At 71.1% G+C, this 21,663-nt stretch carries 27 protein-coding genes; 15 read left to right on the top strand and 12 right to left on the bottom strand.

Annotation, left to right across the window (positions count from 1 at the left end):
* Together Ade02nite_RS29430 and Ade02nite_RS29425 are read left to right on the top strand one after the other, a co-directional pair.
* A partial coding sequence (locus Ade02nite_RS29430) for a hypothetical protein (protein WP_203770978.1) occupies nt 1-183 on the top strand: 183 nt, incomplete at its 5' end.
* A gap of 68 nt (nt 184-251) precedes the next feature.
* Nucleotides 252-920 (top strand): response regulator transcription factor, encoded by a 669-nt coding sequence (locus tag Ade02nite_RS29425; RefSeq protein WP_203770975.1) that lies wholly within the window; start codon nt 252-254, stop codon nt 918-920.
* Here Ade02nite_RS29425 and Ade02nite_RS29420 read toward each other — a convergent pair.
* The 3 genes from Ade02nite_RS29420 to Ade02nite_RS29410 all read right to left on the bottom strand — a co-directional run bounded on the left by Ade02nite_RS29420 (nt 896) and on the right by Ade02nite_RS29410 (nt 2,207).
* Complete coding sequence (locus tag Ade02nite_RS29420) at nt 896-1,291, bottom strand: hypothetical protein (protein WP_203770973.1); 396 nt, start codon at nt 1,289-1,291, stop codon at nt 896-898. The two genes, Ade02nite_RS29425 and Ade02nite_RS29420, sit on opposite strands and share 25 nt — an antisense overlap.
* A 182-nt stretch (nt 1,292-1,473) precedes the next feature.
* A complete protein-coding gene (locus Ade02nite_RS29415) occupies nt 1,474-1,719 on the bottom strand; it encodes a hypothetical protein (protein ID WP_203770971.1) in 246 nt (81 codons plus the stop codon).
* Nucleotides 1,720-1,940: 221 nt separating this feature from the next.
* Nucleotides 1,941-2,207 carry a helix-turn-helix domain-containing protein gene (locus tag Ade02nite_RS29410; RefSeq protein WP_203770969.1) on the bottom strand — a complete coding sequence of 89 codons (267 nt, stop codon included), beginning with the start codon at nt 2,205-2,207 and terminating at the stop codon, nt 1,941-1,943.
* Between the two features lie 42 nt (nt 2,208-2,249).
* Here Ade02nite_RS29410 and map point away from each other — a divergent pair, with 42 nt between their 5' ends.
* A complete protein-coding gene (gene map / locus Ade02nite_RS29405; RefSeq protein WP_203770966.1) occupies nt 2,250-3,071 on the top strand; it encodes a type I methionyl aminopeptidase in 822 nt (273 codons plus the stop codon).
* 178 nt (nt 3,072-3,249) lie between these two features.
* Here map and Ade02nite_RS29400 read toward each other — a convergent pair whose 3' ends face one another.
* Nucleotides 3,250-4,125, bottom strand: a complete 876-nt coding sequence (locus Ade02nite_RS29400) for a TetR/AcrR family transcriptional regulator C-terminal domain-containing protein (protein ID WP_203770964.1) — start codon at nt 4,123-4,125, stop codon at nt 3,250-3,252.
* A gap of 115 nt (nt 4,126-4,240) precedes the next feature.
* Between Ade02nite_RS29400 and Ade02nite_RS29395 the strand changes: the two genes are divergently transcribed.
* The gene (locus Ade02nite_RS29395) at nt 4,241-4,975 is read left to right on the top strand and encodes an ABC transporter ATP-binding protein (RefSeq protein ID WP_203770962.1); all 735 of its coding nucleotides are present in this window, start codon (nt 4,241-4,243) and stop codon (nt 4,973-4,975) included.
* Entirely contained in the window at nt 4,972-6,273 is a 1,302-nt protein-coding gene (locus Ade02nite_RS29390) for an FtsX-like permease family protein (RefSeq protein ID WP_203770960.1), read from the top strand. The genes Ade02nite_RS29395 and Ade02nite_RS29390 overlap by 4 nt, the downstream gene beginning before the upstream one ends.
* A gap of 64 nt (nt 6,274-6,337) precedes the next feature.
* On the opposite strand, the gene Ade02nite_RS29385 is transcribed toward Ade02nite_RS29390, so the two are convergent.
* Nucleotides 6,338-6,589, bottom strand: coding sequence for a type B 50S ribosomal protein L31 (locus tag Ade02nite_RS29385; RefSeq protein WP_203770958.1), 252 nt, complete (start codon nt 6,587-6,589; stop codon nt 6,338-6,340).
* 74 nt (nt 6,590-6,663) lie between these two features.
* The gene (locus Ade02nite_RS29380) at nt 6,664-7,608 is read right to left on the bottom strand and encodes an aldo/keto reductase (RefSeq protein WP_203770956.1); all 945 of its coding nucleotides are present in this window, start codon (nt 7,606-7,608) and stop codon (nt 6,664-6,666) included.
* 155 nt (nt 7,609-7,763) lie between these two features.
* On the opposite strand from Ade02nite_RS29380, the gene Ade02nite_RS29375 reads away from it, so the two are divergent.
* Nucleotides 7,764-8,297, top strand: coding sequence for a snapalysin family zinc-dependent metalloprotease (locus tag Ade02nite_RS29375; protein ID WP_203770954.1), 534 nt, complete (start codon nt 7,764-7,766; stop codon nt 8,295-8,297).
* On the opposite strand, the gene Ade02nite_RS29370 is transcribed toward Ade02nite_RS29375, so the two are convergent.
* Nucleotides 8,294-8,683, bottom strand: coding sequence for a cupin domain-containing protein (locus tag Ade02nite_RS29370; protein ID WP_203770952.1), 390 nt, complete (start codon nt 8,681-8,683; stop codon nt 8,294-8,296). The genes Ade02nite_RS29375 and Ade02nite_RS29370 overlap by 4 nt on opposite strands.
* Nucleotides 8,684-8,734: 51 nt before the next feature.
* Here Ade02nite_RS29370 and Ade02nite_RS29365 point away from each other — a divergent pair, with 51 nt between their 5' ends.
* On the top strand, nt 8,735-9,703 hold the full coding sequence (locus Ade02nite_RS29365; protein WP_203770950.1) for a GlxA family transcriptional regulator: 969 nt from the start codon (nt 8,735-8,737) through the stop codon (nt 9,701-9,703).
* 34 nt (nt 9,704-9,737) lie between these two features.
* Here the strand turns inward: Ade02nite_RS29365 and Ade02nite_RS29360 are convergent, their stop codons facing one another.
* From Ade02nite_RS29360 to Ade02nite_RS29350, 3 genes are all read right to left on the bottom strand, one after another.
* Nucleotides 9,738-10,004: a hypothetical protein gene (locus Ade02nite_RS29360; RefSeq protein ID WP_203770948.1), complete on the bottom strand. Its 267-nt coding sequence runs from the start codon at nt 10,002-10,004 to the stop codon at nt 9,738-9,740.
* Between the two features lie 200 nt (nt 10,005-10,204).
* Nucleotides 10,205-10,960 carry a S1 family peptidase gene (locus Ade02nite_RS29355; RefSeq protein ID WP_379036483.1) on the bottom strand — a complete coding sequence of 252 codons (756 nt, stop codon included), beginning with the start codon at nt 10,958-10,960 and terminating at the stop codon, nt 10,205-10,207.
* Nucleotides 10,961-11,019: 59 nt separating this feature from the next.
* Entirely contained in the window at nt 11,020-11,883 is an 864-nt protein-coding gene (locus tag Ade02nite_RS29350) for an LLM class flavin-dependent oxidoreductase (protein ID WP_203770946.1), read from the bottom strand.
* Nucleotides 11,884-12,029: 146 nt separating this feature from the next.
* On the opposite strand from Ade02nite_RS29350, the gene Ade02nite_RS29345 reads away from it, so the two are divergent.
* The gene (locus Ade02nite_RS29345) at nt 12,030-13,169 is read left to right on the top strand and encodes a hypothetical protein (RefSeq protein WP_203770944.1); all 1,140 of its coding nucleotides are present in this window, start codon (nt 12,030-12,032) and stop codon (nt 13,167-13,169) included.
* Between the two features lie 9 nt (nt 13,170-13,178).
* Here Ade02nite_RS29345 and Ade02nite_RS29340 read toward each other — a convergent pair whose 3' ends face one another.
* Nucleotides 13,179-13,544, bottom strand: a complete 366-nt coding sequence (locus tag Ade02nite_RS29340) for a DoxX family protein (RefSeq protein WP_203770942.1) — start codon at nt 13,542-13,544, stop codon at nt 13,179-13,181.
* Nucleotides 13,545-13,656: 112 nt separating this feature from the next.
* Here Ade02nite_RS29340 and Ade02nite_RS29335 point away from each other — a divergent pair, with 112 nt between their 5' ends.
* Together Ade02nite_RS29335 and Ade02nite_RS29330 are read left to right on the top strand one after the other, a co-directional pair.
* The gene (locus Ade02nite_RS29335; RefSeq protein ID WP_239169157.1) at nt 13,657-14,034 is read left to right on the top strand and encodes a winged helix-turn-helix transcriptional regulator; all 378 of its coding nucleotides are present in this window, start codon (nt 13,657-13,659) and stop codon (nt 14,032-14,034) included.
* Nucleotides 14,035-14,046: 12 nt separating this feature from the next.
* Nucleotides 14,047-15,231, top strand: a complete 1,185-nt coding sequence (locus Ade02nite_RS29330; protein ID WP_203770939.1) for a hypothetical protein — start codon at nt 14,047-14,049, stop codon at nt 15,229-15,231.
* Here the strand turns inward: Ade02nite_RS29330 and Ade02nite_RS29325 are convergent, their stop codons facing one another.
* The gene (locus tag Ade02nite_RS29325; protein ID WP_203770937.1) at nt 15,232-16,581 is read right to left on the bottom strand and encodes an FAD-dependent oxidoreductase; all 1,350 of its coding nucleotides are present in this window, start codon (nt 16,579-16,581) and stop codon (nt 15,232-15,234) included.
* Nucleotides 16,582-16,773: 192 nt separating this feature from the next.
* Between Ade02nite_RS29325 and Ade02nite_RS29320 the strand changes: the two genes are divergently transcribed.
* Genes Ade02nite_RS29320 through Ade02nite_RS29300 form a run of 5 tightly spaced genes read left to right on the top strand, consistent with a single transcriptional unit; the run spans nt 16,774 to nt 21,629 of the window.
* Nucleotides 16,774-17,451, top strand: a complete 678-nt coding sequence (locus Ade02nite_RS29320; RefSeq protein WP_203770935.1) for a DUF1684 domain-containing protein — start codon at nt 16,774-16,776, stop codon at nt 17,449-17,451.
* Nucleotides 17,448-18,947, top strand: coding sequence for an ABC transporter substrate-binding protein (locus Ade02nite_RS29315; RefSeq protein WP_203770933.1), 1,500 nt, complete (start codon nt 17,448-17,450; stop codon nt 18,945-18,947). The genes Ade02nite_RS29320 and Ade02nite_RS29315 overlap by 4 nt, the downstream gene beginning before the upstream one ends.
* The gene (locus Ade02nite_RS29310) at nt 18,947-19,903 is read left to right on the top strand and encodes an ABC transporter permease (RefSeq protein ID WP_203770931.1); all 957 of its coding nucleotides are present in this window, start codon (nt 18,947-18,949) and stop codon (nt 19,901-19,903) included. The genes Ade02nite_RS29315 and Ade02nite_RS29310 overlap by 1 nt, the downstream gene beginning before the upstream one ends.
* Nucleotides 19,900-20,835 carry an ABC transporter permease gene (locus Ade02nite_RS29305; RefSeq protein WP_203770929.1) on the top strand — a complete coding sequence of 312 codons (936 nt, stop codon included), beginning with the start codon at nt 19,900-19,902 and terminating at the stop codon, nt 20,833-20,835. Before Ade02nite_RS29310 ends, Ade02nite_RS29305 begins: the two co-directional genes overlap by 4 nt.
* Nucleotides 20,832-21,629: an ATP-binding cassette domain-containing protein gene (locus Ade02nite_RS29300; RefSeq protein WP_203770927.1), complete on the top strand. Its 798-nt coding sequence runs from the start codon at nt 20,832-20,834 to the stop codon at nt 21,627-21,629. The genes Ade02nite_RS29305 and Ade02nite_RS29300 overlap by 4 nt, the downstream gene beginning before the upstream one ends.
* Nucleotides 21,630-21,663 lie beyond the last annotated feature (34 nt).

Raw genomic sequence — 21,663 nt, 5'->3', positions numbered from 1 at the left:
CCCGTCGCGGCGTTCGTCGCGGCGTTCGTCGCGGCGTTCGTCGCGGCGTTCGTCGCGGCGTTCGTCGCGGCGTTCGTCGCGGCGTTCGTCGCGGCTAGGAAGGCCTGGAGGTGGTGCAGGTCCGAGGACCTGCCGACGAGCGCAGTCACGAGGAAAGTGTCCCTCGTCGCCCGAGTCGAATGACTGGTGCTCCCCCATTGCCGGACGCCGGACCATGGTGCAGCCACATCGGCGGTACGGGAGGTAGCAGGATGAACGGCACGCTTCGGGTCGTCGTGGCGGACGACCACACCCTGGTGCGTGAGGGCATGGTGCGCGTGCTGGAGCAAGGCGGCGTCGACGTCCTCGGCACGGCCGCCACCGCTGACGGCCTGCTCGGCCAGGCTCGCGCCTACCGCCCCGACGTGGTCGTCACCGACCTGCACATGCCGCCGGGCGACGGCCGCGACGGCATGTGGGCGGCGCGGGAACTGCGGCGCGGCAGCCCCGCGTGCGCGGTCGTGGTGGTCTCGCAATACCTCGAGGAGGAGTTCGCCCTCGAGTTGGTCGAGGCGGGCCCGACCGGCGTCGGCTACCTGCTCAAGCAAAAGATCGCGGTGGCGGACACCCTGCTCGACGCGGTCCGCCGGGTCGCCGCGGGCGGCACGGCCCTCGACCCGGACGTCATCTCCGGCCTGGTGCGCCGCGGCCGCGACGAGGGCCCGCTCGGCACGCTGACGGCCCGCGAGCGCGAGGTGCTCACCCTGATGGCCGAGGGCCACTCGAACGCCGGCATCGCGGCCCGGCTGTTCATCACCGTGCCCGCCGTCGAACGCCACGTCACCGGCATCTTCGCGAAGCTGGGCCTGGGCGGACCCGGCGGCGGCCGCCACCGCCGGGTCCAGGCGGTTCTCCATTACCTCCGTTCGACCTGCTCATAGACGGTGTCCCGCGGCCGCGGCCGGACCCGCCACAGGGGGATCGCCGCCTGGATCAACCAGGTGACGGCGAGTAGCACGGTGAGCACGGCCACGAGCGGCCGGACCTCGTGGCCCGCGAAGACGAACGCCGACGCGAGGGAAAGCACACCGAGGACGAGGACGACGATGCGAACCCGGGGCCGGCGGACGCTGTGGCGCACGGCGACGGACAGGGTCGGGACGAATTCGGGCTCCACCGGGGCGCGGCTGCCGCGAGCCTCCGCCTCGAGCAACTGCCGAACCTCGGCGAGGGACTCGTCCGCCCCGGCAGCGCCCTGCTCGCGGGCCACCGTCAGCCAGTGTTCGGCCCGGACCAGGCTGCCGTTCTCCAAATAGAGGTTCCCAGCTCGTACGCCGCGATCGCCAGCACACTGGAGACCGCCCTGAGGCTCCCGTCGTGAATGGCCATGATGCACTCCAGACAAATAGATGTCGCAATGGTGGGGTGGAAGGGGGAGATTGCCGACCTCCCCCGCACGAAGACATTTCGTTGATCAGCGGGAAAGGGGTAGGCTCAGGTCTGCCCTGGCGTCGCGGATGCGCCGCACTGCCAGGGAACCAGCCTCTCCTGCTCGCTGTCCGCCACCCGTAGGCCGAATCGCACCCGGAACTCGAAAGGCACATCCCCCGAGACCGGTTCGGTCAACAGGGCCTCCTGTTCCGCGGTCATCATGATTCTCGGCAGAACCGAGTTCATGAAATTCGCCCAGGCGATGCCGGCGAGAATCCCGGGTCCCGGGCCCGCCACAACGCCGGTCATACCACCGACCGCGGCTGCCGATCCCGCTGTGATGGTCCAGCGGATGCACGAGTTCCGTTTTGACATTTCCTCCGCCTCGAAGGCTCACGTCGGCAACAAAAAACCCGTAGCCGGCGTATGGCTACGGGTTTGCGGTCGTGCGTTCGTGCGAAGTTCAAGCTAGCACCGCACCGCCCGGGCGGATATGTCGCGCGCGCCAACTTCACCCGGAAGGGGCGTCGTCAGGAGGCCTGGCGGACCAGCAGGCCGGCGCGCCACGCGTCGGCGAGGGCGTCGAGGGGGACGCCGAGGACGTCGCTGAGGCGCACGACGGTGCCGAAGGCGGGGGCCGGCAGGCGGCCTACCTCAATCTTGCGGAGGGTCTCGGGGGACATGCCGGCGGCGACGGCGACCTCGACGAGGCTGCGGCCGGCGCGAGCCTGCCGGAGGGCGATGCCAAGGCGCTGGCCGGCCGCGATCTGTTCGGCGGTGTGCGGTTGGCGAACCATTCCGTCACTATAGACCCCAAACCGGCGTGGTATAACTATACCGTGATCGAGCTGAAGTCCCCCGCCGAGATCGGGCTCATGCATGTCACCGGCCGCTTCGTCGGCGAGGTGCTGGCCGAGGTCGCCGCGTCCGCGGCCCCCGGCGTCAACCTGCTCGACCTCGAGCAGCACGCGCGCGGCCTCCTCGAGAAGCGCGGCGCCGAGTCGTCCTACTGGGACTACGCGCCGTCGTTCGGCCGCGGCCCGTTCCGCAACGTGCTGTGCCTGTCGGTCAACGACGCCGTCCTGCACGGCCTGCCCCACGACTACGCGCTGCGCGACGGCGACCTGCTGAGCATCGACATGGCGGTCGCCATCGACGGCTGGACGGCCGACTCGGCGTACTCGGTCGTCGTCGGCACCGCCGCCCCCGAGGACCTGCGCCTCATCGAGGCGACCGAGGTGGCTTTGGAGGCCGGCATCGAGGCGGCCCAGCCCGGCGGGCGCCTCGGCGACATCTCCGCCGCGATCGGCGCGGTGGCCCGCGACTACGGCTACCGGGTCAACAGCGAGTTCGGCGGCCACGGCATCGGCCGCACCATGCACGAGAGCCCGCACATCCCGAACGACGGCCGCGCCGGCCGCGGCATGCGGCTCATGCCGGGCCTCACGATCGCCATCGAGCCGTGGTTCCTCGTCACCACCGACAAGATCCGCTTCGACGAGGACGGCTGGACGATCCGCTCCGCCGACGGATCCCGCACGGCCCACTCCGAGCACACGGTCGCGGTCACCGAGACGGGCCCGCTCGTCCTGACCCGCCGCCCGGACCACGACCCGGCCACCGGCGACGCCGCCGGCACGCCGGGGCAGCAGGCGCGGTAACCGCCTCAGGACCGGACGCTCAGCAAGGCCACGCGCCGGGGGACGCGGCGCGGGTGGCCGACGCCATCCTCGCCGTGACGGAGATGGACGCGCCGCCGCTGCGCCTGCCGGTGGGCGGCGACGCCGTCGCGGCGATCCGCGCGTCGTTGCAGTCGCGCCTGGCGGAGCTGGAGCGTCTCTAGGGCTTCATCACGGCGGCGAGGCCGTCGAGGAGGCGCTGGAGGCCGTAGTCGAGCAGCAGGTCGAGGCCGAACTCGTGGTCGCCGGCCATGAAGCGGGCCATCAGCGGGAGCTTGCCGGTGGCCAGGACGGCCGCGAACCGGTCCTGCTGGGCCTCCATCCACTGCTGTTCGGTCATGCCGGTCTCCTGCTCGGCCTGGGCCTCCTCCTCCAGGTTGACCGCCGTGCCCCGTACGTAATTGGCGATCATCACCGCGGCCGTGAACTGGGTGCTCGTGTCGAGCCCGCACCGGTCGAGGGCGCGCATCGTCCACTCGGTGTGCGCCATGCCGTGCGGGGCCAGCGGCGGCCGGGTGAAGGACATCGCCTGGGCCAGCCAGGGATGCTCGCGGTACATCGCCCACTGGAGGCGGGCGAGCGCCTCGACGCAGGTGCGCCAGTCGTCGACGCCGGGATCGAGGTGGGGCGGCGGGGGATGCTCGGCCATCACCCGGTCCGTCATCAGCCGGACGAGGTCCTCCTTGTCCTCGACGTAGCGGTAGAGCGCCATCGTCGGCAGGCCGACCTCGCCGGCGAGCCGGCGCATCGAGACCGCGCCCAGCCCTTCGGCGTCGGCGACGGTGATGGCGACCCGGACGATGCGGTCACGGTCGGGCGGGGCGGTGCCGCCGGAGACGACCGTGCCGAGGCCGGGCCGCGTCTCCACCAGGCCGGTGTCCCGCAACTGGCCGATGACCCGCGTCGCGGTGGCCATCGCGACGCCGTACGACGCCATGATCTGCCTGGTCGAGGGGACGGGCGCGCCCGGCGGCAGCGAGCCGTCGGTGATCTGCGCGGCGATCTGGGCGGCGATCCGCCGGTACAGGGGCTCCACCGCACTAGTGCACCACAGGGCGAAGCACCACGTCGAATGGTGGGGTTAGCACTACCGACCCGGCAGGTAGTGCGCCCGTACGGTGTACTCATCCGAACACGGGAGGGGCACCAGCATGAATGACGCGGTCCGTGTGGAATCGCTGTACAAGACTTATGAGAACGGGGTGACGGCGCTCGACGGCGTGTCGGCGCGCTTCGCCTCGGGGACCTTCACGGCGGTGATGGGACCGTCCGGCTCGGGCAAGAGCACCCTGTTGCAGTGCGCGGCCGGGCTCGACCTGCCGACCGCCGGGCGGGTCTTCATCGGCGGCGCCGAGCTGACGGCCACAAAGGACACTGCCCGCACGAAGTTCCGGCGCAGCCGGGTCGGCTTCGTCTTCCAGGACTACAACCTGCTGCCGTCGCTCACCGTCGAGCAGAACGTGCTGCTTCCGTTGCGCCTGGCCGGCAAGCGGCGGCCGGCGAACGCCCGGCAGATCCTCGACCGGCTGGGCCTCGGCGACCGCACCCACGAGCTGCCCGAGCGGCTCTCCGGCGGCCAGCGCCAGCGGGTGGCGGTCGCGCGGGCGCTCGTCACCGAGCCCGCGGTCGTCTTCGCCGACGAGCCGACGGGCGCGCTCGACCTGCGCAGCGCGCGGGAGGTGCTGGGCCTGCTGCGGGCGGTCGTGCACGAGTACGGGCGCACGGTCGTGATGGTCACCCACGACCCGGTGGCGGCGGCACACGCCGATGCCGTGCTGTTCCTGGCCGACGGGCGGCTGGCCGGGTCGATGGCGCACCCGAGCGCCGACGCCGTGGCCGAGCGCCTCGCCCACCTGGGTGACCTCACCACCCGGGCCGCGGCATGATCGCCATCGCGCTGCGGAACCTGAAGCACCGGCCGGGCGGCTTCGTGGCCACCTTCGTGTCGGCGTTCCTCGGCGCCGCCCTGCTGATGGCGTTCGCGTCCCTGATGGACACCGGGGACACCGAGTCGCTCACCACGACGGCCGTGGTGGGCGGCGGCTGGTGTCTCGTCATCGTGGCCTTCGCGGTCACGTCGACGCTGAGCCTGTCGGTGCGGCAGCGCGCCGACCAGGTGGCCCTGCTGCGCTCGGCCGGCGCGACCGGCCCGCAGCTGCGCCGGATGATCGTCGGTGAGGCGGCGGCCATCGCGCTGATCGCCTCGGCGGCGGCCGTGCCGGTGGGGTACGCGCTCGGCCGCGTCCTGCTCTCGCTGTTGCAGGACACCGGCCAGGTCGCGGAGTCGGTCGGCTACCGGTTCGGCCCGATCGCGCTCGGCACCGGCTTCGGCGTGACGCTGCTGGGCGCCGTGGCCGCGGCGTACGCGACGGCACGCCGTACCGCCGGAAAGGCCGGCGGCAGGCCGGAAAGGCCGCGTCTGCGCCGCGTCGGGGCCGTGATCTTCCTGCTGGCGGGCGCCAACTGCTCGGTGCTGACGGCCACGCTGATGGACGGCAAGGGCGTCGACGCGATGCAGACCGCCGGGCAGGCCGGCATCTGGGCCTCCATCGGCCTGGCGCTGCTGGCTCCCGAGCTGCTGCGGCTGGTCACCGCCGTCATCGGCCCGGTCGTGCGGGCCTTCGGCGGCGTTGCGGGTGAGCTGGCGGTGACCGGCGTGCACTCCCGGGCGCGGCAGCTCGCCGCGGCCGTCATGCCGGTGCTCATCTTCACCGGCGTGGCCACCGGGACCGTGTACATGCAAGGCATCGAGGACCGCGCCGCCGAGGGCCAGATCCAGCCCGAGTACGCGCAGGACGTGCAGACGCTCAACTACGTGGTCGTCGGGATGATCGCGGTCTTCGTGGCCGTGATGCTCGTCAACACGCTCGTCGCCGCCACCACGCGCCGCCGCCGCGAGTTCGCCCAGCACCGCCTGGCCGGCGCCACCCGCGGTCAGCTGCTGGGGATGGTGTCGCTGGAGGTCGTGCTGGTGACCGTGGCCGGCGTGCTCGGCGGCTCCTCGGCGTCGCTGTTCACCATCGTGCCGTTCGGCTCGGCCCGTGCCGGCGAGCTCTGGCCGTCGGCGAGTCCTTGGCAGTACGGGGTCATCGTCGCCCTCGCGGTGGTCCTGACCGCCGCGGCGACGATCCAGACCACCCGCCGCGCGCTGCGGGGCCCGGCGACCGCCGGCGTGCGCGCCTGACCCGGCGAAGACACGCCATGCCCGGTCTCCCCCCTGGGGCCGGGCATGGCGGCTGTGGCTCTCTTTACTTGCCGTGGCGGGCGTACTTGGCGCGGAACTTCTCGATGCGGCCCGCGGTGTCCAGGACCCGGGTGCGGCCCGTCCAGAACGGGTGGCTCGCCGAGGAGATCTGGACGTCGATCACCGGGTACGTCCGGCCGTCGGTCCACTCGACGGTGGCACGGCTGGTCTCCGTCGAGCGGGTGAGGAACGCGAAGTCAGCGTTGCGGTCGCGGTAGACGACGCTGTGGTAATCGGGGTGAATGCCGTTCTTCATGGCTCTCTCCTCCAAAGGATCGACCACCACAACCAGCGGAGGTGCCCCGCTATTCCAGGGCACCTGAGCTGCGGTTATGCGAACTTCGCGGACGCCGCGTCGAGGGCGGCCACCTCCTCGGCGGTGAGGTCGAACGTCGCCGAGGCGAGCAGCGCCGGCAGCTGCGACGCCTTGCTGGCGCTGGCGATCGGGGCGACGACCTGCGGGCGCCCGCGCAGCCACGCCAGGGCGACGGTGGCGATCTCGGCGCCGCGCGCCCGGGCGATCCGGTCGAGGGCGTCGACGACCTCGAGGCCGCCCTCGTTCAGGTAGGTGCCGGCGCCGCCGCCGCGCGGGGACTTCGACAGGTCCTCGGTGGTGCGGTACTTGCCGGTGAGGAAGCCGCTCGCCAGGCCGTAGTAGGGCACGACGGCGAGGTTCTCGTCGGCGGCGACCGGGGCGATGTCCTCCTCGTACCGGGCGCGGGCGACGAGGTTGTAGTGGGGCTGGACGGCCACCGGCGGCGCGAAGCCCTCCCGCTCGGCGATCCCGATCCACTCGCGGATGCGGGCGCCGGTGTAGTTCGACACCGCGATCGCGCGGACCTTGCCGGCCCGCACCAGCGCGTCGAACGCGGCGGCGGTCTCGGTCAGCGGCACCGACTCGTCGTCGTAGTGCGCGTAGTAGAGGTCGATGTGCTCGACCCCGAGCCGGGTGAGCGACGCGTCCGCGGCCGCCGCGACGTTGCTCGCGGAGAGCCCCCGGAACTGCGGATGCTGGCTGACCTTGGTGGCGACGACGACCCGATCGCGATTGCCGCGGGCCCGGAGCCACTCCCCGATGATCGTCTCGGACTCGCCGCCCGAGTTGCCCGGCACCCACGCCGAATAGCCGTCGGCGGTGTCGATGAAGTTGCCGCCGCCGGCCACGTACTGGTCGAGGACGTCGAACGAGGCGTCCTTGTCACTGGTCCAGCCGAAGACGTTGCCGCCCAGCGAGAGCGGGAAGACGTCGATGCCGGAATTGCCGAGAGTAGCCATGGTGCTCCACTTCCCTGTCGATCAATCTCCTGAACGCTAGCGCGGCACCCGGTGCCCGGCATCACACCTCGCAGAGACCGAATCCGGTATGGCCATACGTATTGATATGCCTCGATAAGAGGGCCAGCCTCGGACGTAACCCCCGAGGAGGAGAGATGTTGTTACGCAGGATCGCCGCGGCCCTCTGCGCCACCGCGCTGGCCGCCGTGGGAGTGCAGGCCACCAGCGCCGGACCGGCCGCCGCCGCACCCCGGGTGCTCTACTACGACGCCGGCCAGGCCCAGGAGTTCCGCTCGGTCGTCGACCAGGGCGCGCAGATCTGGAACAGCCGCGTCACCAACGTCCGCCTGGTGCCGGTCCCGGCCGGGCAGACCCCCAACATCCGGGTGTACGCCGACAACGGCTGGCCACGCGCGATCACCACGTCCCTGGGCAACGGCCGCTGGTACATGGGCCGCGAGGCGGTCAACGACGGCTACTACCAGCCCCGCATCGCCGCGCACGAGTTCGGCCACCTGCTCGGCCTGCCCGACCGCCGCACCGGCCTCTGCTCCGACCTGATGTCCGGCAGCAGCGCCCCGGTGTCGTGCACCAACGCCTACCCGAGCACCCGCGAGGCCACCACGGTGAACACCAACTTCGCCACCGCGGCGGCCGTCGCGCCCCAGGTCTACGCCTGGGCCGGCTAGCGCCCGGGGCCGGGGCCGGGCCGCGCGGGCGGCTCGGCCCCGGCGCTCCAGTCCGGCTTGCCGCCGGCGGCGTTCGAGGTCACCTCGGGGCCGATCAGCAGGAAGTGGGCCTCGTCCCCGTCGACCCGGGGACAGTGCTCGACGCCGCGCGGGATGACCAGCAGGTCGCCGGGGAGCAGAGGCACGTCGCCGTCGCGCAGCTGGATCGTCATCCGCCCGGACAGCAGCAGGAAGGTCTCGTCCTGGTCGTCGTGCGCGTGCCAGTTCGTCGACCCCGTGCCCTTCGCCACCTTGAGCAGGTTGCCGTTCGCCGAGGCGAGCACCCGCTGGGACCAGAACTCGGTGAGGCCGGCCGCCTCAGCGGCCACGGCGTGTTTCGTGAGCATGCACTGATCTTGAAGGCGCCGGCGGGCGAACGGCAGTGGTAGGAATGACCGATGCCGCAAGGATCCTCACACCGGGTCGTCCTCGTCGTCGACGAGCAGTCCAACCCCTTCGAGGTCGGGTGCGCCTGTGAGATCTTCGGCGGCCCGCTGCGGCCCGAGATCGGATATCAGCTGTACGACCTGCGCGTGGCCGCCCCGCGACGCTCGACGCCCATGCGGGACGCGCTGTTCAGCATCGGCGCGGTCGGGCGACTCGACGAGATCGACCGGGCGGACACCGTGATCGTGCCGAACCGGCCGTATGTCGCGACGCCGACCCGCCCGGCGCTGCTCGCGGCCCTGCGCCGCGCCCACCGGCGGGGAGCGCGCCTCGTCGGCCTCTGCACGGGTGCCTTCACCCTCGCCGAGGCCGGCCTGCTCGACGGGCGCCGGGCGACGGTGCACTGGGATCTGGCCGAGGAGTTCCGGGCGCGCTTTCCCGCGGTGACGCTGGCACCCGACGTCCTGTTCGTCGACGACGGCGACGTGCTGACCTCGGCGGGCAGCGCCGCGGCCCTCGACCTCGGCTTGCACATCGTCCGGCGCGACTACGGCGCGGAGGTCGCCAACCACGTCAGCCGCCGTCTCGTCTTCGCCGCCTACCGCGACGGCGGCCAGCGCCAGTTCGTGGAACGCCCGATGCCGCCCGCCGCCGGCCAGTCCCTCGCCCCCGTGCTGGCCTGGGCCCAGCAGCGCCTGGACGAGCCGATCACCGTCGCCGACCTCGCACTCCGGGCCGGGATGAGCGCGGGAAGCCTGCACCGCCGTTTCCGCGCCGAGCTCGGCACCACCCCGCTGGCCTGGCTGACCGTCGAGCGCGTCACCCTGGCCTGCCGCCTCATCGAGCAGGGCGCCCACGGCCTCGAAGCCGTCGCCCGCCGCTCCGGCCTCGGCACGGGCGCGAACATGCGGGCCCTGTTCAAGCGCCACGTCGGCGTGAGCCCGGCGCACTACCGGCGCCGCTTCACCGCCACACCGTGAATCTGCATCTTGGCAACGTTTCCACCTTCGCGACTCAGGCGAGCTCGCGGTGAAGACGTAAGCCATTGCGGGTAACGCCTTCCTTCGAATCGATGCCGAAACGATTGATCGCCGCAACGGGGCGGTGCGCCGTCAAGGCCCCACCAAATCCATTGCACATCGTGTCGTCGCCGCGCTCGTCTCCTCCGGCAGGATCGACCCCACGGGGAAGACAGCCGATCAAATTGCCGCAGAAGGCCTGGGGATCCTCAGGAAAGCAGTGGACGATCCGAATTCCGAGTTCCTCACGGTCGTAGACCACTCAACCGAAATCCTTGAAGCGGCGCAGTCCGCGAGGAGCGCCGGCAACCTGCATCTGGCCATACTCATGCAAGCAACACTGTGGAAGCTTCTTGGAATGCCGCTCGTGGCCGAGAGGGACGTGGACGTCTTCGGGGCAGCTGCCGACGACCTCGCACCACTCGAGGGCCGGCGCGCACCGCGCCGGCCCTCTCGCCGGGCTCAGGCCGGCAGGCCGCCCACCTGCTGATTCACCCAGGTCCGGATCGATGGCAGGTCGCCGTAGATGGACGGGGCGGTGGCGCAGACCGAGCTGTTGTTGCCCGCTCGGCTGGTCACGCCGATCAGGGACCAGCGGCCGCTGATCGCGCGGACCTGCGGGCCGCCCGAGTCGCCGTAGCAGGCGCCGGCGTTGCCGTTCGTGTTGTTGGTGCAGATCTCGTAGGCGGCGTTGATGCCGGAGCAGCGGCTGTCCGCCACGATCGACGTGTCGAGCTCGTTCGCGATGCGCGGGGTGGAGCCGCAGCCGCGGGTCGGGCACGTCTGGCCCCAGCCGATGATGCGGGTGGCCGTGCCGACGGCACCGGACGCCGTGGGGATCGGCGCCGGGGCGTACGAGACGGAGCTCGCCAGCTCGAGCAGCTTCACGTCGATGCCGGGGTGGTTGACGGCGCGGCGCACGGACACGACGGTGCCGCCGCTGGACCGGTCGACGCTGCCCACCCGTACCGATGACGGGGTGGGGCAGTGTTTGGCGGTGACCGCCCAGTTCGCCTTGATCAGGGAACCGGTGCAGCCGGACACGTAGACCATGAACGAGTAGTTCTCGCTCGCGGGCCGGCCGTTGACGACGTTGGTGCTGGGAGCGGGATCGGCGGCCGCTGCCGTGCCCGCGGTGGCGGGCGCCAGCAGACCGGCCGCCGCGGAGACCGCGACGAGCGTACGGGCGAGGATGCGCATGGTTTCGTCCTCCTCCAGGTCGGTAGAGGACACACCGTAGCCATCTATCGATGTCCGTCGATAATCCCGGCGAGGGCCTATCGCGGGGCGATGACCCCCATGGCCGTGCGCGCCTGCCCGAGCGGGTCGGGGCCGAGCGGGCGCAGGACGATCGTGTCCGCGCCGGCCTCGCGCAGCGCCGCGATCTTGCCGGGGATCTCGGCGGCCGGGCCGATCAGCGAGAAGACGTCGGCCGGGTCCACGCCCAGCCACGCCGCCTGGCCCTCCACCATCGGCCGGGTCACCTCGAAGTCGTCGGTACGCAGGTAGGTGAAGACGATCAGCTCGTGCGCGGGCCGGTCGCCGGCCTTGCGCCCGCGCTCGATGTGCTCGCGCGCCGCGGCGATCTCGGCCGGCCCGGCGCCCTCGGCGAGGATCGTGCCGTCGGCGACCCGGCCGGAGAGCTCCAGCGACTTGGGGCGCACCACGCCCGTGACGATCGGCGGGACGACGCGCGGCGGGTGCACCAGGGAGACGCCGTCGAGGGTCACCTCACGGCCGTGCAGGGTCGCGGTCTCGCCGTCGAGCAGGCCCCGCACGCCGACGACCGTCTCCTCCAGGAGGGCGAGCTTCCGGTCGCGGTCGGCGCCCACCTTGCGCATCCATTCCGGTACGCCGTGACCGACACCGGCGACCAGGCGGCCCTCGTGCACGCGGGCGAGGTTGCCGAGCTCCATCGCGAGCAGCGCCGGGTTGCGCAGCGCCACCGGGGCGATGCCGATGCCGACGCGCAGCCGGGACGTGGCCGCGAGGGCGAGCGCCGCGGAGCTGATCGACCCGGTCCAGCCCAGGTCCTCGATCACCCACAGGTCGTCCGCGCCGAGCCGCTCGACGTCGGCGGCGAAGCCGGTCAGCTCCTCCGGCTGCCGGTCGCGGTCGAACATGAAACCGATCTTCGTCATGCCGGTCACCCTAGACGAGCGCGTCCCGGCCGATGCTAGGCGCGTGACTAGCTCATACGTGTCGGAGAAGTGACGTGGACCCCCGCGATGAGGCGATTTGCGGCACCATGTCGGGAAAGGCCCGTTCGCAGCTCTCGGAGGACACCGTGGCGAGCCCAGCGCAGCGCGTTTTCGTCCAGGACGTGGTGGCCACCGCCGACGCCATGACCAAGCGGCTCGAGGTGCTTCTCGCCCGGCACGAGCAGGTGCCCAGGGAGCGGCAGACGATCGCCGACGGCGTCACGTCGCTGCTGGAGAGCGCCCGCGCGGCGGCGAAGGGCGAGAACCCGCCGTACCGGCGTCTGACGAACTGGTGGCGGGCGCCGCTGCTGGAGGCGGCCTACCAATATCTGCACGCCGCGCAGGTGCAGATGATCGACCTCTACGACGACGAGGAGGTGGAGACCGCCATCCCGGCCGCGCTGGCCAGGATCCGGCGCGAGCTCGACCGGGACGACCCACGCCGGGCGACCGCCGAGAAGCTCGCGTCCATCCGGTCGGACGAGGCCCGGCGGGTCGCGCTGCGCACCTGTTTCGAGGCCGCCTACACCGCCTCCGACGAGTGGCACCGCCGCCAGCGCAGCTTCCGCAACATCATCGTCCTGGCGACGATCGGCATCACGGTACTCATGGCGCTGGTCGGGACGCTGGTCTTCATCAAGCCGTCGTTCATGCCGTTCTGCTTCGAGAACGTCCAGCAGGCCGAGGGCGCCCAGGCGCCCACCGGCACGACGCCCACGGACCCGTCGCGGCCGGGATCGACGGCCGAGGTGGTGACCGCGTTCGTGGTCACCAGCTGCCCGACCGGGGAACCGGCGAACGACGACTCGCCGGCCTCGTCGTTCGACATCGTTATGGTCGCGCTCATGGGGCTGCTCGGCGGCTCGCTCGCGGCGGCCGTCTCGATCCGCAAGGTGCAGGGCAGCGCGACGCCGTACGACATCCCGGTCGTGCTCGCCACCCTGAAGGTGCCCACCGGCGCCCTGACCGCCGTCGTGGGCCTGGTCGCCATCCGGGGCGACTTCGTGCCCGGCCTGTCCGGGCTGGACTCCCAGGAGCAGATCCTCGCGTACGCGCTGGTGCTGGGTTATGCCCAGCAGCTGGCGACCGGATTCCTCGACCGCCGGGCCGAGGGCCTGGCCAAGGAGCCCGCGGCCGAGCCGGTGGCCGCCAAGGAGATCAAGCCGGAGGCGGCCCGGACCGAGACACCGCGGCGGAGGGGCTGGGGCTCGCTGCGCCGGCGCTGAGGCGCGCCGTCAGGCAACCGTGGTGGCCAGCCACACGGCGAGGCCGGCCAGGACGAGCAGCACGATGTTGAAGCCGATCAAGCGCGCCTCGCCGCGCGCCAGGTGCAGCGCGATGGCGCCGATCTGGAGGGCGACCAGGCCCACGGCCGCCGCGATCGCGAGCGCGGGCAGGACGCCGGTCAGGGGCGGCAGGATCAGGCCGGCCGCGCCCAGGATCTCGAGCACCCCGATGACGCGGAGGAGCGGCAGCGGCATGCTGTCCACCCAGCCCATCATGGGCCGCAGTTGATCGCGGCTCTGCACCGCCTTCTTGCCGCCGGAGTAGAGGTAGACCAGGGCGAGCAGCGCGGCGACGATCCAGTAGGCGATTTCCATTGCATGACCCCTCTGAGCAGGATGGTTATCATCCGGAAGTAGCCACATCATGGGGCACTTTCGAGGGGCTTACAAAAGGCACATCCGTGTGCCTCAGGCACAGGGAGACGTCATGTCGCAGTACGAGCACACGTGCATGATCCGAGGCGACGGCGGGCGGACGCTGCGGGCGATACTCGACCGGATCTGCAACAAGTGGACGCTGCTGATCGTCGCCACGCTGGACCAGGGCACGGTCCGCTTCACCGACCTGCAACACCAGATCCCGGGCATCTCGCAGCGGATGCTCACCCTGACCCTGCGCCATCTGGAGCGCGACGGCCTGGTCTCCCGCACGGTGCACGCCGAGGTGCCGCCCCGGGTCGAGTACGCGCTGACCGCGATGGGCAAGAGCCTGATCGCCCCGGCGCTGGCGCTCGCAGGCTGGGCCATGGAGCACCTGCCCGAGATCGAGGCGAGCCGCGGGGCATACGAGGCGAAGGGCCGATGAAAAGATCGACCGATGCGGATTCTCTTCGACGGCGGGCTGCCGGTCGCCTACGGGCAGGCGTACGTGACCAGCCGGGAGCTGCCGGACATGGACCGGGCGTTCGCCGGGCAGGCGAACGGGCTCTGCGGCGCCGGTGATCCCGGGACGCTCTTCCTGATGACGGGCACGAGCGACGGGCAGGTGCACCTCACGATCGAGCTGCACGAGCGGGAGCCACCGCCCGCCGCCGAGGGGTGGGAGGAGGTCGTGGAGGTCTCGCTCCAGCCCCGGGCGGCGCGGGCCGGGCTGGTGCCCTGGGGCGACGGCGCCCTGGCCGAGCTGGAGCTCCCGGAACGCTCCTACCGCGTGCGCTACTGCGCGGCCGGCATGGACGAGGGGCGCGACCCGTTCGGCGGGTTCAACCCGGACGAGATCGAGGCGGGCGACTACACGTACATGGATCAGCGCCCGGACCGGTACCTGCTGTGCTTCTGGCCGGCACCACCCACGGCCGACGCGATCGTGCGGCAGACCAGCGGGGCGGCCGCCTACTGGCACGGCTGGGCCGCCCGGCTGCCGGCGCCGCCGACGCTGGAACAGCAGATCCGGGCGGTGGAGGAGGACCGGCGCGAACGGCAACGCCGCGCCGAGGAGTACCGGCTGCGGGAGGAGGCGCGGCGCTGGGGCGGCCGCGCGCCGAGCGACCGGCTGCGCCTGGTGAAGGGCAACGTGTTCGGTCTCGCCCGGGTCGACCGCGACCTGGTCGACGGGGTCGCGGAGGCCGGTGACGCCGTCCAGCGGCGCGTCGCGATCTGGGCGGCCCGGCACGCGTTCGCCTACGCCGGCATCGCGGACCTCGACTGGCTGGCGCCGGCTTGGGCGGCGCTGGAGAACGGCGAGCCGCTGCCCGCCGAGTTCACCGATGGCATGGCGCTGCTGACCCGCATCGAGGGGGCGCCGCTCGTCACCTTTTCGCTGGCCACCATCCGCCCTCTCCACCAGCTCCACCACGGCCTGGACGACGACATGCTGAGCGGCCCGGTCAACCGGGTCGCGATGGCGCTGCCCGCGCTGACCGCCGCCGCTCAGCCCGACCCGCTGCAAGCCGCGCTGGAGGCCCTGTGGGCGGCCGTCACGGCGTACGGCTCCGATCGTGGGGTGTTCTTGGCCGAGGTGCGGCGGGCCTTTCCGGTCACCGACCGGGAAGGCCCGCTCTGATCAGCCGTTGCAGATGGTGGTCATCTCGTCGCGCGGGACGACCTTGATGCGCTTGCGGCCGTGCGGCTCGCCGAGGCTGACCTCGTGGGCGTCGAGCTTCTGCCAGCCCTCCCAGGTGGTGATGGGCAGGCCACGGCCCTTGAGGTACGCGGTGACGTCGTCGAGCTCGCGCGACGGCGCGACCGGCAGCGCCTCGACGTCGGCCAGCAGGCTGGTGACCGTCTCGTTGGCGTCGCCCTTGGTGTGGCCGATCAGGCCGACCGGGCCGCGCTTGATCCAGCCGGTCACGTACATGCCGGGGATGTGCTCGCCGTCGAGGTCGAGGATGCGGCCGGCCTCGTGCGGGATGGTGCCGGTCTTGGTGTCGAACGGCAGGTCCGGCAGCGCCGTGCTGAGGTAGCCGACCGCGCGGTACACGGCCTGCACGTCCCAGTCGGTGAACTCGCCGGTGCCGCGCACCCAGCCGTCGCCGGTGAGCTCCTGCGTCTCCGTACGCAGGCCCTCGACCTTGCCGTTGTCGCCCAGGACCTCGACCGGCGCCTGGAGGAAGTGCAGGTGCAGGCGGCGCGGGCGGTCCTCGCGCGGGTCGCGGACGGCCCAGTTCTGCAGGATGTCCACGCACATCTTGACGTGCCGGGTCTGGCGCATCATCTCGAGGCTGCCCTCGTCGAACTCGATGCCCTCGGGGTGCACGATGACGTCGACGTTCGGCGAGTGGTCGAGCTCGCGCAGCTCCTGCGGGGTGAACTTGACCTGCGCCGGGCCGCGCCGCGAGAACAGGTGCACGTCGGTGACGGGGCTGTTCTTGAGGTGCTGGTAGACGTTGTCCGGGATCTCGGTCTCGAGCAGCTCGTCGGCCGTCTTGGCCAGGATGCGCGCGACGTCGATGGCCACGTTGCCGGCGCCGATCACGGCGACCTTCTCGGCGTTCAGCGGCCAGTCCCGCGAGACGTCGGGGTGCCCGTTGTACCAGGAGGCGAAGTCGGCGGCGCCGAAGCTGCCCTGCTTGTCGATGCCGGGGATGTCGAGCTCGCGGTCCTTCTCGGCGCCGGTCGCGATGATCGTCGCGTCGTAGAAGCGGCTCATCTCCTCGGGCTTGACGTCCACGCCGTACGCGACGTTGCCGATGAAGCGGATCCGCGGGTTGTCCATCACCCGGTGGAGCGCGTTGATGATCTCCTTGATCCGCGGGTGGTCGGGGGCGACGCCGTACCGGATCAGACCGTAGGGGGTCGGGAGCTTGTCGAAGATGTCGACGGTGACGTTCTCGACGGCCTTGATGAGGTGGTCGGCGGCGTAGATGCCGGCCGGGCCGGCGCCGATGACGGCAACCCGCAGAGGGCGGTTCATGGTCGCGGTTCCTTAACAAGATCGACGTTAGGCAAACCTAACTGTAAAACCTCAACCTAGGTTCAGATCAAATCAGGTCCCGCCCAGCGATATTCCGTCGCTCAGTGTGACGAGACCGACCATGCTATTAAACCCATGGAGATAGTAGGGTTGCTGAGGCACACAACATGATCAACTAACTGGGGCCCATCCATGACGGCAGAGGAATACGCTGCGTGGCGGGAAGACCGGGAGCGCAAGGTCACCGCGCCCACCGGCAATCTCGCCCTTATCGAGACCCGCTGGGGCACCGACGACCCAGCGGCTGCTCTTGTCGGCCAGGCACCCACAGTAACCGCCAGCACGCTCGTCCGCCGTGATTTGATCACGGGCATCGAGCAGCACGGCGTCCGCCTCTGGGACGCCGAGTCCGAGGCGATCAAGAACTTCAAGGGCATCGACGCGTACCCATATGCGCAGGACTGGGTCTTGGAAGGGACCTGGACCGAGGTGCCGGGAGCCCGCTGTCTGCCGTTCGAGCACGCCCGTGACGAGGGGCGCACGCGTGATCTTCCGGTGCCGGGTGATATTCACCTCACCCTTGCGGGGCGCGACTACACCGTGAGCGCCTTCGACGACGAGGGCACGCTGCTGCTGGTCTTCGGCGACCCGACCAACGGCGCCGGCACGTACCACTCGGGGCGGTTCCTCTTCCCCACCCTGACGCCGGGCACCGACCGGGTCGTCCTCGACTTCAACAAGGCGTTCGTGCCGCCGTGCGGCTTCTCGTCGCACTACAACTGCCCGATGCCGCCGCCGCAGAACCGCATCGCCGTGCCCGTCCTCGCCGGCGAGAAGCTCCCGCTCTTCACGAATGGATTCGAAGTATGAAGAAGCTCCTGGCCTCGCTGGCCGCGGTCGCCGCGCTGAGCCTCGTGGCCGCGTGCGGTTCGTCCGGCGGCGGCTCGTCGTCGAGCTCGGGCGGCGCGAACGCCACCATCCAGGTCGGCTCCGTCTATGAGCCGCAGAACCTCGACAACACCGCAGGCGGCGGCCAGGGCGTCACCGAGGCGCTCAACGGCAACGTGTACGAGGGCCTGTTCAAGCTCACCGACGACGGCAAGGTCGAGCCGCTGCTCGCCAAGGACCAGAAGGTCAGCGAGGACGGCCTCACCTACACCTTCACCCTCCAGCCGAACGTCAAGTTCCACTCGGGCAAGGCCCTCACCTCGGCCGACGTCAAGGCCAGCATCGAGCGGGTCACCGCCGAGAACTCGAAGTCGGCGCGCAAGAGCAACCTCGAGGTCGTCAAGAGCATCGCCACGCCGGACGACTCGACCGTGGTGGTCACGCTCTCGAAGCGGTCCATCTCGTTCGTCTACAACCTCAGCTACGTCTGGGTCGTGAACTCGTCGGCATCCGACTACACGACCAAGGCCGACGGCACCGGCCCGTACAAGCTGGGCGAGTGGAAGCGGGGCTCGACGCTCACGCTGACGAAGTTCGACGGCTACTGGGGCACGCCGGCGAAGAACGCCTCGGTGGTCTTCCACTACTACACGGACGCGACGGCGCTGAACAACGCGCTGCTCACGAACGCGGTGGACGTCGTGACCAGCGAGCAGAGCCCGGACGCGCTGGCACAGTTCAAGGGCAACTCCTCGTACAAGGTGAACGACGGCAAGTCGACCACCAAGCTGCTGCTCGCGTTCAACGACAAGGTCGCGCCGTTCACCAAGGTCGAGGTCCGTCAGGCGCTGACCCAGGCGATCGACAAGAAGAAGCTGCTGACCTCGATCTGGGGCGAGTACGGCACGGTGATCGGCTCGATGGTGCCGCCCACCGACCCGTGGTACGAGGACCTGACCTCGATCAACGCGTACGACGTGAACGCGGCCAAGGCGAAGCTGGCGGCCGCCGGCTTCCCGAACGGCTTCACGTTCACGCTGGACACCCCGAACTACGATCCGCACCCGACCGCGGCGACGTTCATCAAGTCGGAGCTCGCGAAGGTGGGCGTGACCGTGAACATCAACACGATCACGGCCGATCAGTGGTACACGAAGGTGTACCAGAAGCACGACTTCCAGGCGACGATGCAGGAGCACGTCAACGATCGGGACGTGGTGTGGTACGGCGACCCCACCTTCTACTGGGGCTACGACAACAAGCAGGTCACCCAGTGGATCGACCAGGCCGAGCAGGCCAAGACGACCGATGAGCAGACCGCGCTGCTGAAGCAGGCCAACAAGCAGATCGCGACGGACGCGGCGAGCGACTGGCTCTACCTCTACCCGCAGATCGTGGTGGCCTCGTCGAAGCTCTCCGGCTATCCGGTCAACGGCCTCAACGCGCAGTTCTACGCGTACGACATCGTCAAGAGCTGATGACCCGATACCTCGTGCGGCGAACGGCGATCCTGATCGGGTCGCTGTTCCTCGCCGCGGTGGCGCTCTTCGTGCTGCTGCGGCTCCTGCCGGGCGACCCGGCCAACGCCCTGCTCCCGGTGGGCGCGACCCCCGAGCAGATCGAGGTCGCCCGGCGGGAGCTCGGCACGAACGAGCCCCTGCTCACCCAGTTCGTCACGTGGCTCGGCGACCTGTTCTCCGGTGACCTGGGCACGTCGCTGATCAGCACGTTCCCGGTCGGCCCCGAGATCGCCGCGCGGCTGCCGGTGACCGTGCCGCTGACGCTCGCGGCGTTCGTGCTCGCCGTGGTCGTGGCGGTGCCGGTCGGCACCCTCGCGGCCGTGCGGGCCGACCGCTGGTACGGCGTGGTGCTCAACGCGGTCGCGCAGTTCGGCATCGCGGTGCCGGCGTTCTGGGTGGGGTTGCTGCTCGTCACGGTCTTCGCCCTGCGGCTCCAGGTGCTTCCCGCCGGCGGCTTCCCGCCCGACGGCTGGGCGTCGTTCGGCGCCGCGGCCGAGTCGCTGGTCCTGCCCGTCGTGACGGTCGCGCTGGTCATGTCGGCTTCGCTCATCCGGTACGTACGAGCGGCCGTCCTGGAAGTGCGCGGCGCCGACTATCTCCGTACGGCCAGATCGTTGGGCTCCTCCCCGGCGCGGGCGCTCTGGCGGCACGGGCTGCGCAACGCGGCCGTCCCGGTGATCGCGGTGCTCGCGATGGAGCTGGCGACGACCTTCCTCGGCGCCGTGGTGGTGGAGAGCGTCTTCGCGCTGCCGGGCCTCGGCGGCCTGCTGGTGAAGGGCATCAGCGAGCACGACTTCCCGGTCATCCAGGGCGTGATGCTGGTCAGCACGGCGACCGTCCTGCTGGTCGGCTTCCTCGGCGACGTGGCGCAGCGCCTGGTCGACCCCCGCCTGCTGCATCGGAGCGCGTCGTGAACCGTCGTTCGCTTCACCTGGCCGCCGGGCTCGTGCTCGTGCTCGTCGTGGCCGGTGCGGTGCTGGTCTCGTACCTCTGGCTGCCCTTCGCCCCCGACGACACGTCGGGCGGACGACTCGCGCCGCCCGGAGGCGACCACCTGCTCGGCACGGACAAGCTGGGCCGGGACCTGTTCACCCAGCTGCTGATCGGCGGGCGCATCGCGATCGGCACGGCGCTCGGCTCGGTCGCGGTGGGTGGCGTGCTGGGGGTGAGCGCGGGCCTGCTCGCGGGCTTCGCGACGCGGTGGCTCGACGACGCCTTCGCGGTGGTGCTGGACATCCTGATCGCCTTCCCCACCCTGCTGCTCGCGATGCTGATCGTGGCGGGCACGGGCGCGTCGCTGGGCACCGCGATCCTGGCGATCGGCCTGGCCATGGCCGCGATCGTGGCCCGGCTGGTGCGGGTGCTGGTCAAGCAGGTGCTGGCCCGCGACTACATCACGGCGGCCCGCGTCGCCGGCGTCTCGTGGCCGCGCATCGTGGCGAGCCACATCCTGCCGAACATCGGCCCGGTCGTGATGGTGAACCTGGCGTTGCAGGCCGGGCTGGCGGTGCTGGCCGAGGCGAGCCTGTCGTACCTGGGGCTGGGCACTCCCCCGCCGAACGCCTCGTGGGGGCGCATGCTCTACGAGGCCCAGGCAACGGTGCTGACGTCCCCGGTGGCGGCGCTGGCGCCCGGGATCGCGCTGGTGGTGCTGGTGGTCGGCATGAACCTGACGGCGGACGGGTTGCGCGACCTGACCGACCCGACCCGTCGCGGGGCTTCCGCGGCCGCCACCGGGCCGGCGGATCCGTTCGAGCTCGCCGATTACGGCAGCGTCGTCAACCCATCGCTGGCCGCTGCGGCCGACTCCGCTGCCGCCGACGCTGTTCCTCGGGGGGATCGATGAGTCTGCTGACTGTTTCCGGGCTTTCCGTGCGTTCCGGGCCTTCCGTTCTGGTGGACGGCGTCTCGTTCGAGGTCTCGCCGGGCGACCGGGTGGGCCTGATCGGCGAGTCCGGCTCCGGCAAGTCGCTGACGGCCCTCGCGGTCACCGGCCTGCTCCCGCCCGGCCTGACCGCGACCGGAGAGGTACGCCTCGACGGCGTCGACATGATCGCCGCGCCGGAGCGGCAGCGAACCGCCGTGCGCGGCCCGGTCGCCGCCATCGTCTTCCAGGAGCCGCTCACCGCCCTGAACCCGCTGATGCGCGCCGGCCGCCAGATCGCCGACCCGCTGCGCCGCATCCGGGGCCTGCGCGGCGAGGCCCTGAAACTCGCCGTGCGCGACGCCCTGCGCGAGGTGCGCCTCGACGACACGGACCGGATCGCCCGCTCGTACCCGCACCAGCTCTCCGGCGGCCAGCGCCAGCGCGTCGCGATCGCGATGGCCATCGCCTGCCGCCCCCGCCTGCTCATCGCGGACGAGCCGACCACGGCCCTGGACGTCACCGTGCAGGCGGAGATCCTGGACCTGCTGGACGGCCTGGTGACCAGGCACAACACCGCGCTCGTCTTCATCACCCACGACCTGCCGGTGGCCGCCCGCGTCATCCGCGACACTCACGTGCTGCGCAACGGCCGCGTGGTCGAGTCGGGTCCCATCGACAGCCTGATCGACCACCCCGAACACCCCTACACCCGAACCCTCGTCGACAGCGCCCGGCGCTTCGACGCCGCCCTGGAGCGGACCGCCCGTGACTGACTCACCCCGCAACGATCCCCGGCCATCGTCCGAT

Source organism: Paractinoplanes deccanensis (assembly GCF_016862115.1).
Taxonomy (GTDB): domain Bacteria; phylum Actinomycetota; class Actinomycetes; order Mycobacteriales; family Micromonosporaceae; genus Actinoplanes; species Actinoplanes deccanensis.
The sequence above is the reverse complement of the archived record's forward strand: the minus strand, read 5'-3'. Positions and strand labels throughout refer to the sequence as shown.

Coding starts and splice junctions, on each gene's coding strand:
- Ade02nite_RS29425 (WP_203770975.1), top strand. CDS start 252: ATGAACGGCACGCTTCGGGTCGTCGTGGCGGACGACCACACCCTGGTG.
- Ade02nite_RS29415 (WP_203770971.1), bottom strand. CDS start 1,719: ATGACCGGCGTTGTGGCGGGCCCGGGACCCGGGATTCTCGCCGGCATC.
- Ade02nite_RS29410 (WP_203770969.1), bottom strand. CDS start 2,207: ATGGTTCGCCAACCGCACACCGCCGAACAGATCGCGGCCGGCCAGCGC.
- Ade02nite_RS29395 (WP_203770962.1), top strand. CDS start 4,241: ATGAATGACGCGGTCCGTGTGGAATCGCTGTACAAGACTTATGAGAAC.
- Ade02nite_RS29390 (WP_203770960.1), top strand. CDS start 4,972: ATGATCGCCATCGCGCTGCGGAACCTGAAGCACCGGCCGGGCGGCTTC.
- Ade02nite_RS29385 (WP_203770958.1), bottom strand. CDS start 6,589: ATGAAGAACGGCATTCACCCCGATTACCACAGCGTCGTCTACCGCGAC.
- Ade02nite_RS29380 (WP_203770956.1), bottom strand. CDS start 7,608: ATGGCTACTCTCGGCAATTCCGGCATCGACGTCTTCCCGCTCTCGCTG.
- Ade02nite_RS29375 (WP_203770954.1), top strand. CDS start 7,764: ATGTTGTTACGCAGGATCGCCGCGGCCCTCTGCGCCACCGCGCTGGCC.
- Ade02nite_RS29370 (WP_203770952.1), bottom strand. CDS start 8,683: ATGCTCACGAAACACGCCGTGGCCGCTGAGGCGGCCGGCCTCACCGAG.
- Ade02nite_RS29365 (WP_203770950.1), top strand. CDS start 8,735: ATGCCGCAAGGATCCTCACACCGGGTCGTCCTCGTCGTCGACGAGCAG.
- Ade02nite_RS29350 (WP_203770946.1), bottom strand. CDS start 11,883: ATGACGAAGATCGGTTTCATGTTCGACCGCGACCGGCAGCCGGAGGAG.
- Ade02nite_RS29340 (WP_203770942.1), bottom strand. CDS start 13,544: ATGGAAATCGCCTACTGGATCGTCGCCGCGCTGCTCGCCCTGGTCTAC.
- Ade02nite_RS29335 (WP_239169157.1), top strand. CDS start 13,657: ATGTCGCAGTACGAGCACACGTGCATGATCCGAGGCGACGGCGGGCGG.
- Ade02nite_RS29330 (WP_203770939.1), top strand. CDS start 14,047: ATGCGGATTCTCTTCGACGGCGGGCTGCCGGTCGCCTACGGGCAGGCG.
- Ade02nite_RS29325 (WP_203770937.1), bottom strand. CDS start 16,581: ATGAACCGCCCTCTGCGGGTTGCCGTCATCGGCGCCGGCCCGGCCGGC.
- Ade02nite_RS29320 (WP_203770935.1), top strand. CDS start 16,774: ATGACGGCAGAGGAATACGCTGCGTGGCGGGAAGACCGGGAGCGCAAG.
- Ade02nite_RS29315 (WP_203770933.1), top strand. CDS start 17,448: ATGAAGAAGCTCCTGGCCTCGCTGGCCGCGGTCGCCGCGCTGAGCCTC.
- Ade02nite_RS29310 (WP_203770931.1), top strand. CDS start 18,947: ATGACCCGATACCTCGTGCGGCGAACGGCGATCCTGATCGGGTCGCTG.
- Ade02nite_RS29300 (WP_203770927.1), top strand. CDS start 20,832: ATGAGTCTGCTGACTGTTTCCGGGCTTTCCGTGCGTTCCGGGCCTTCC.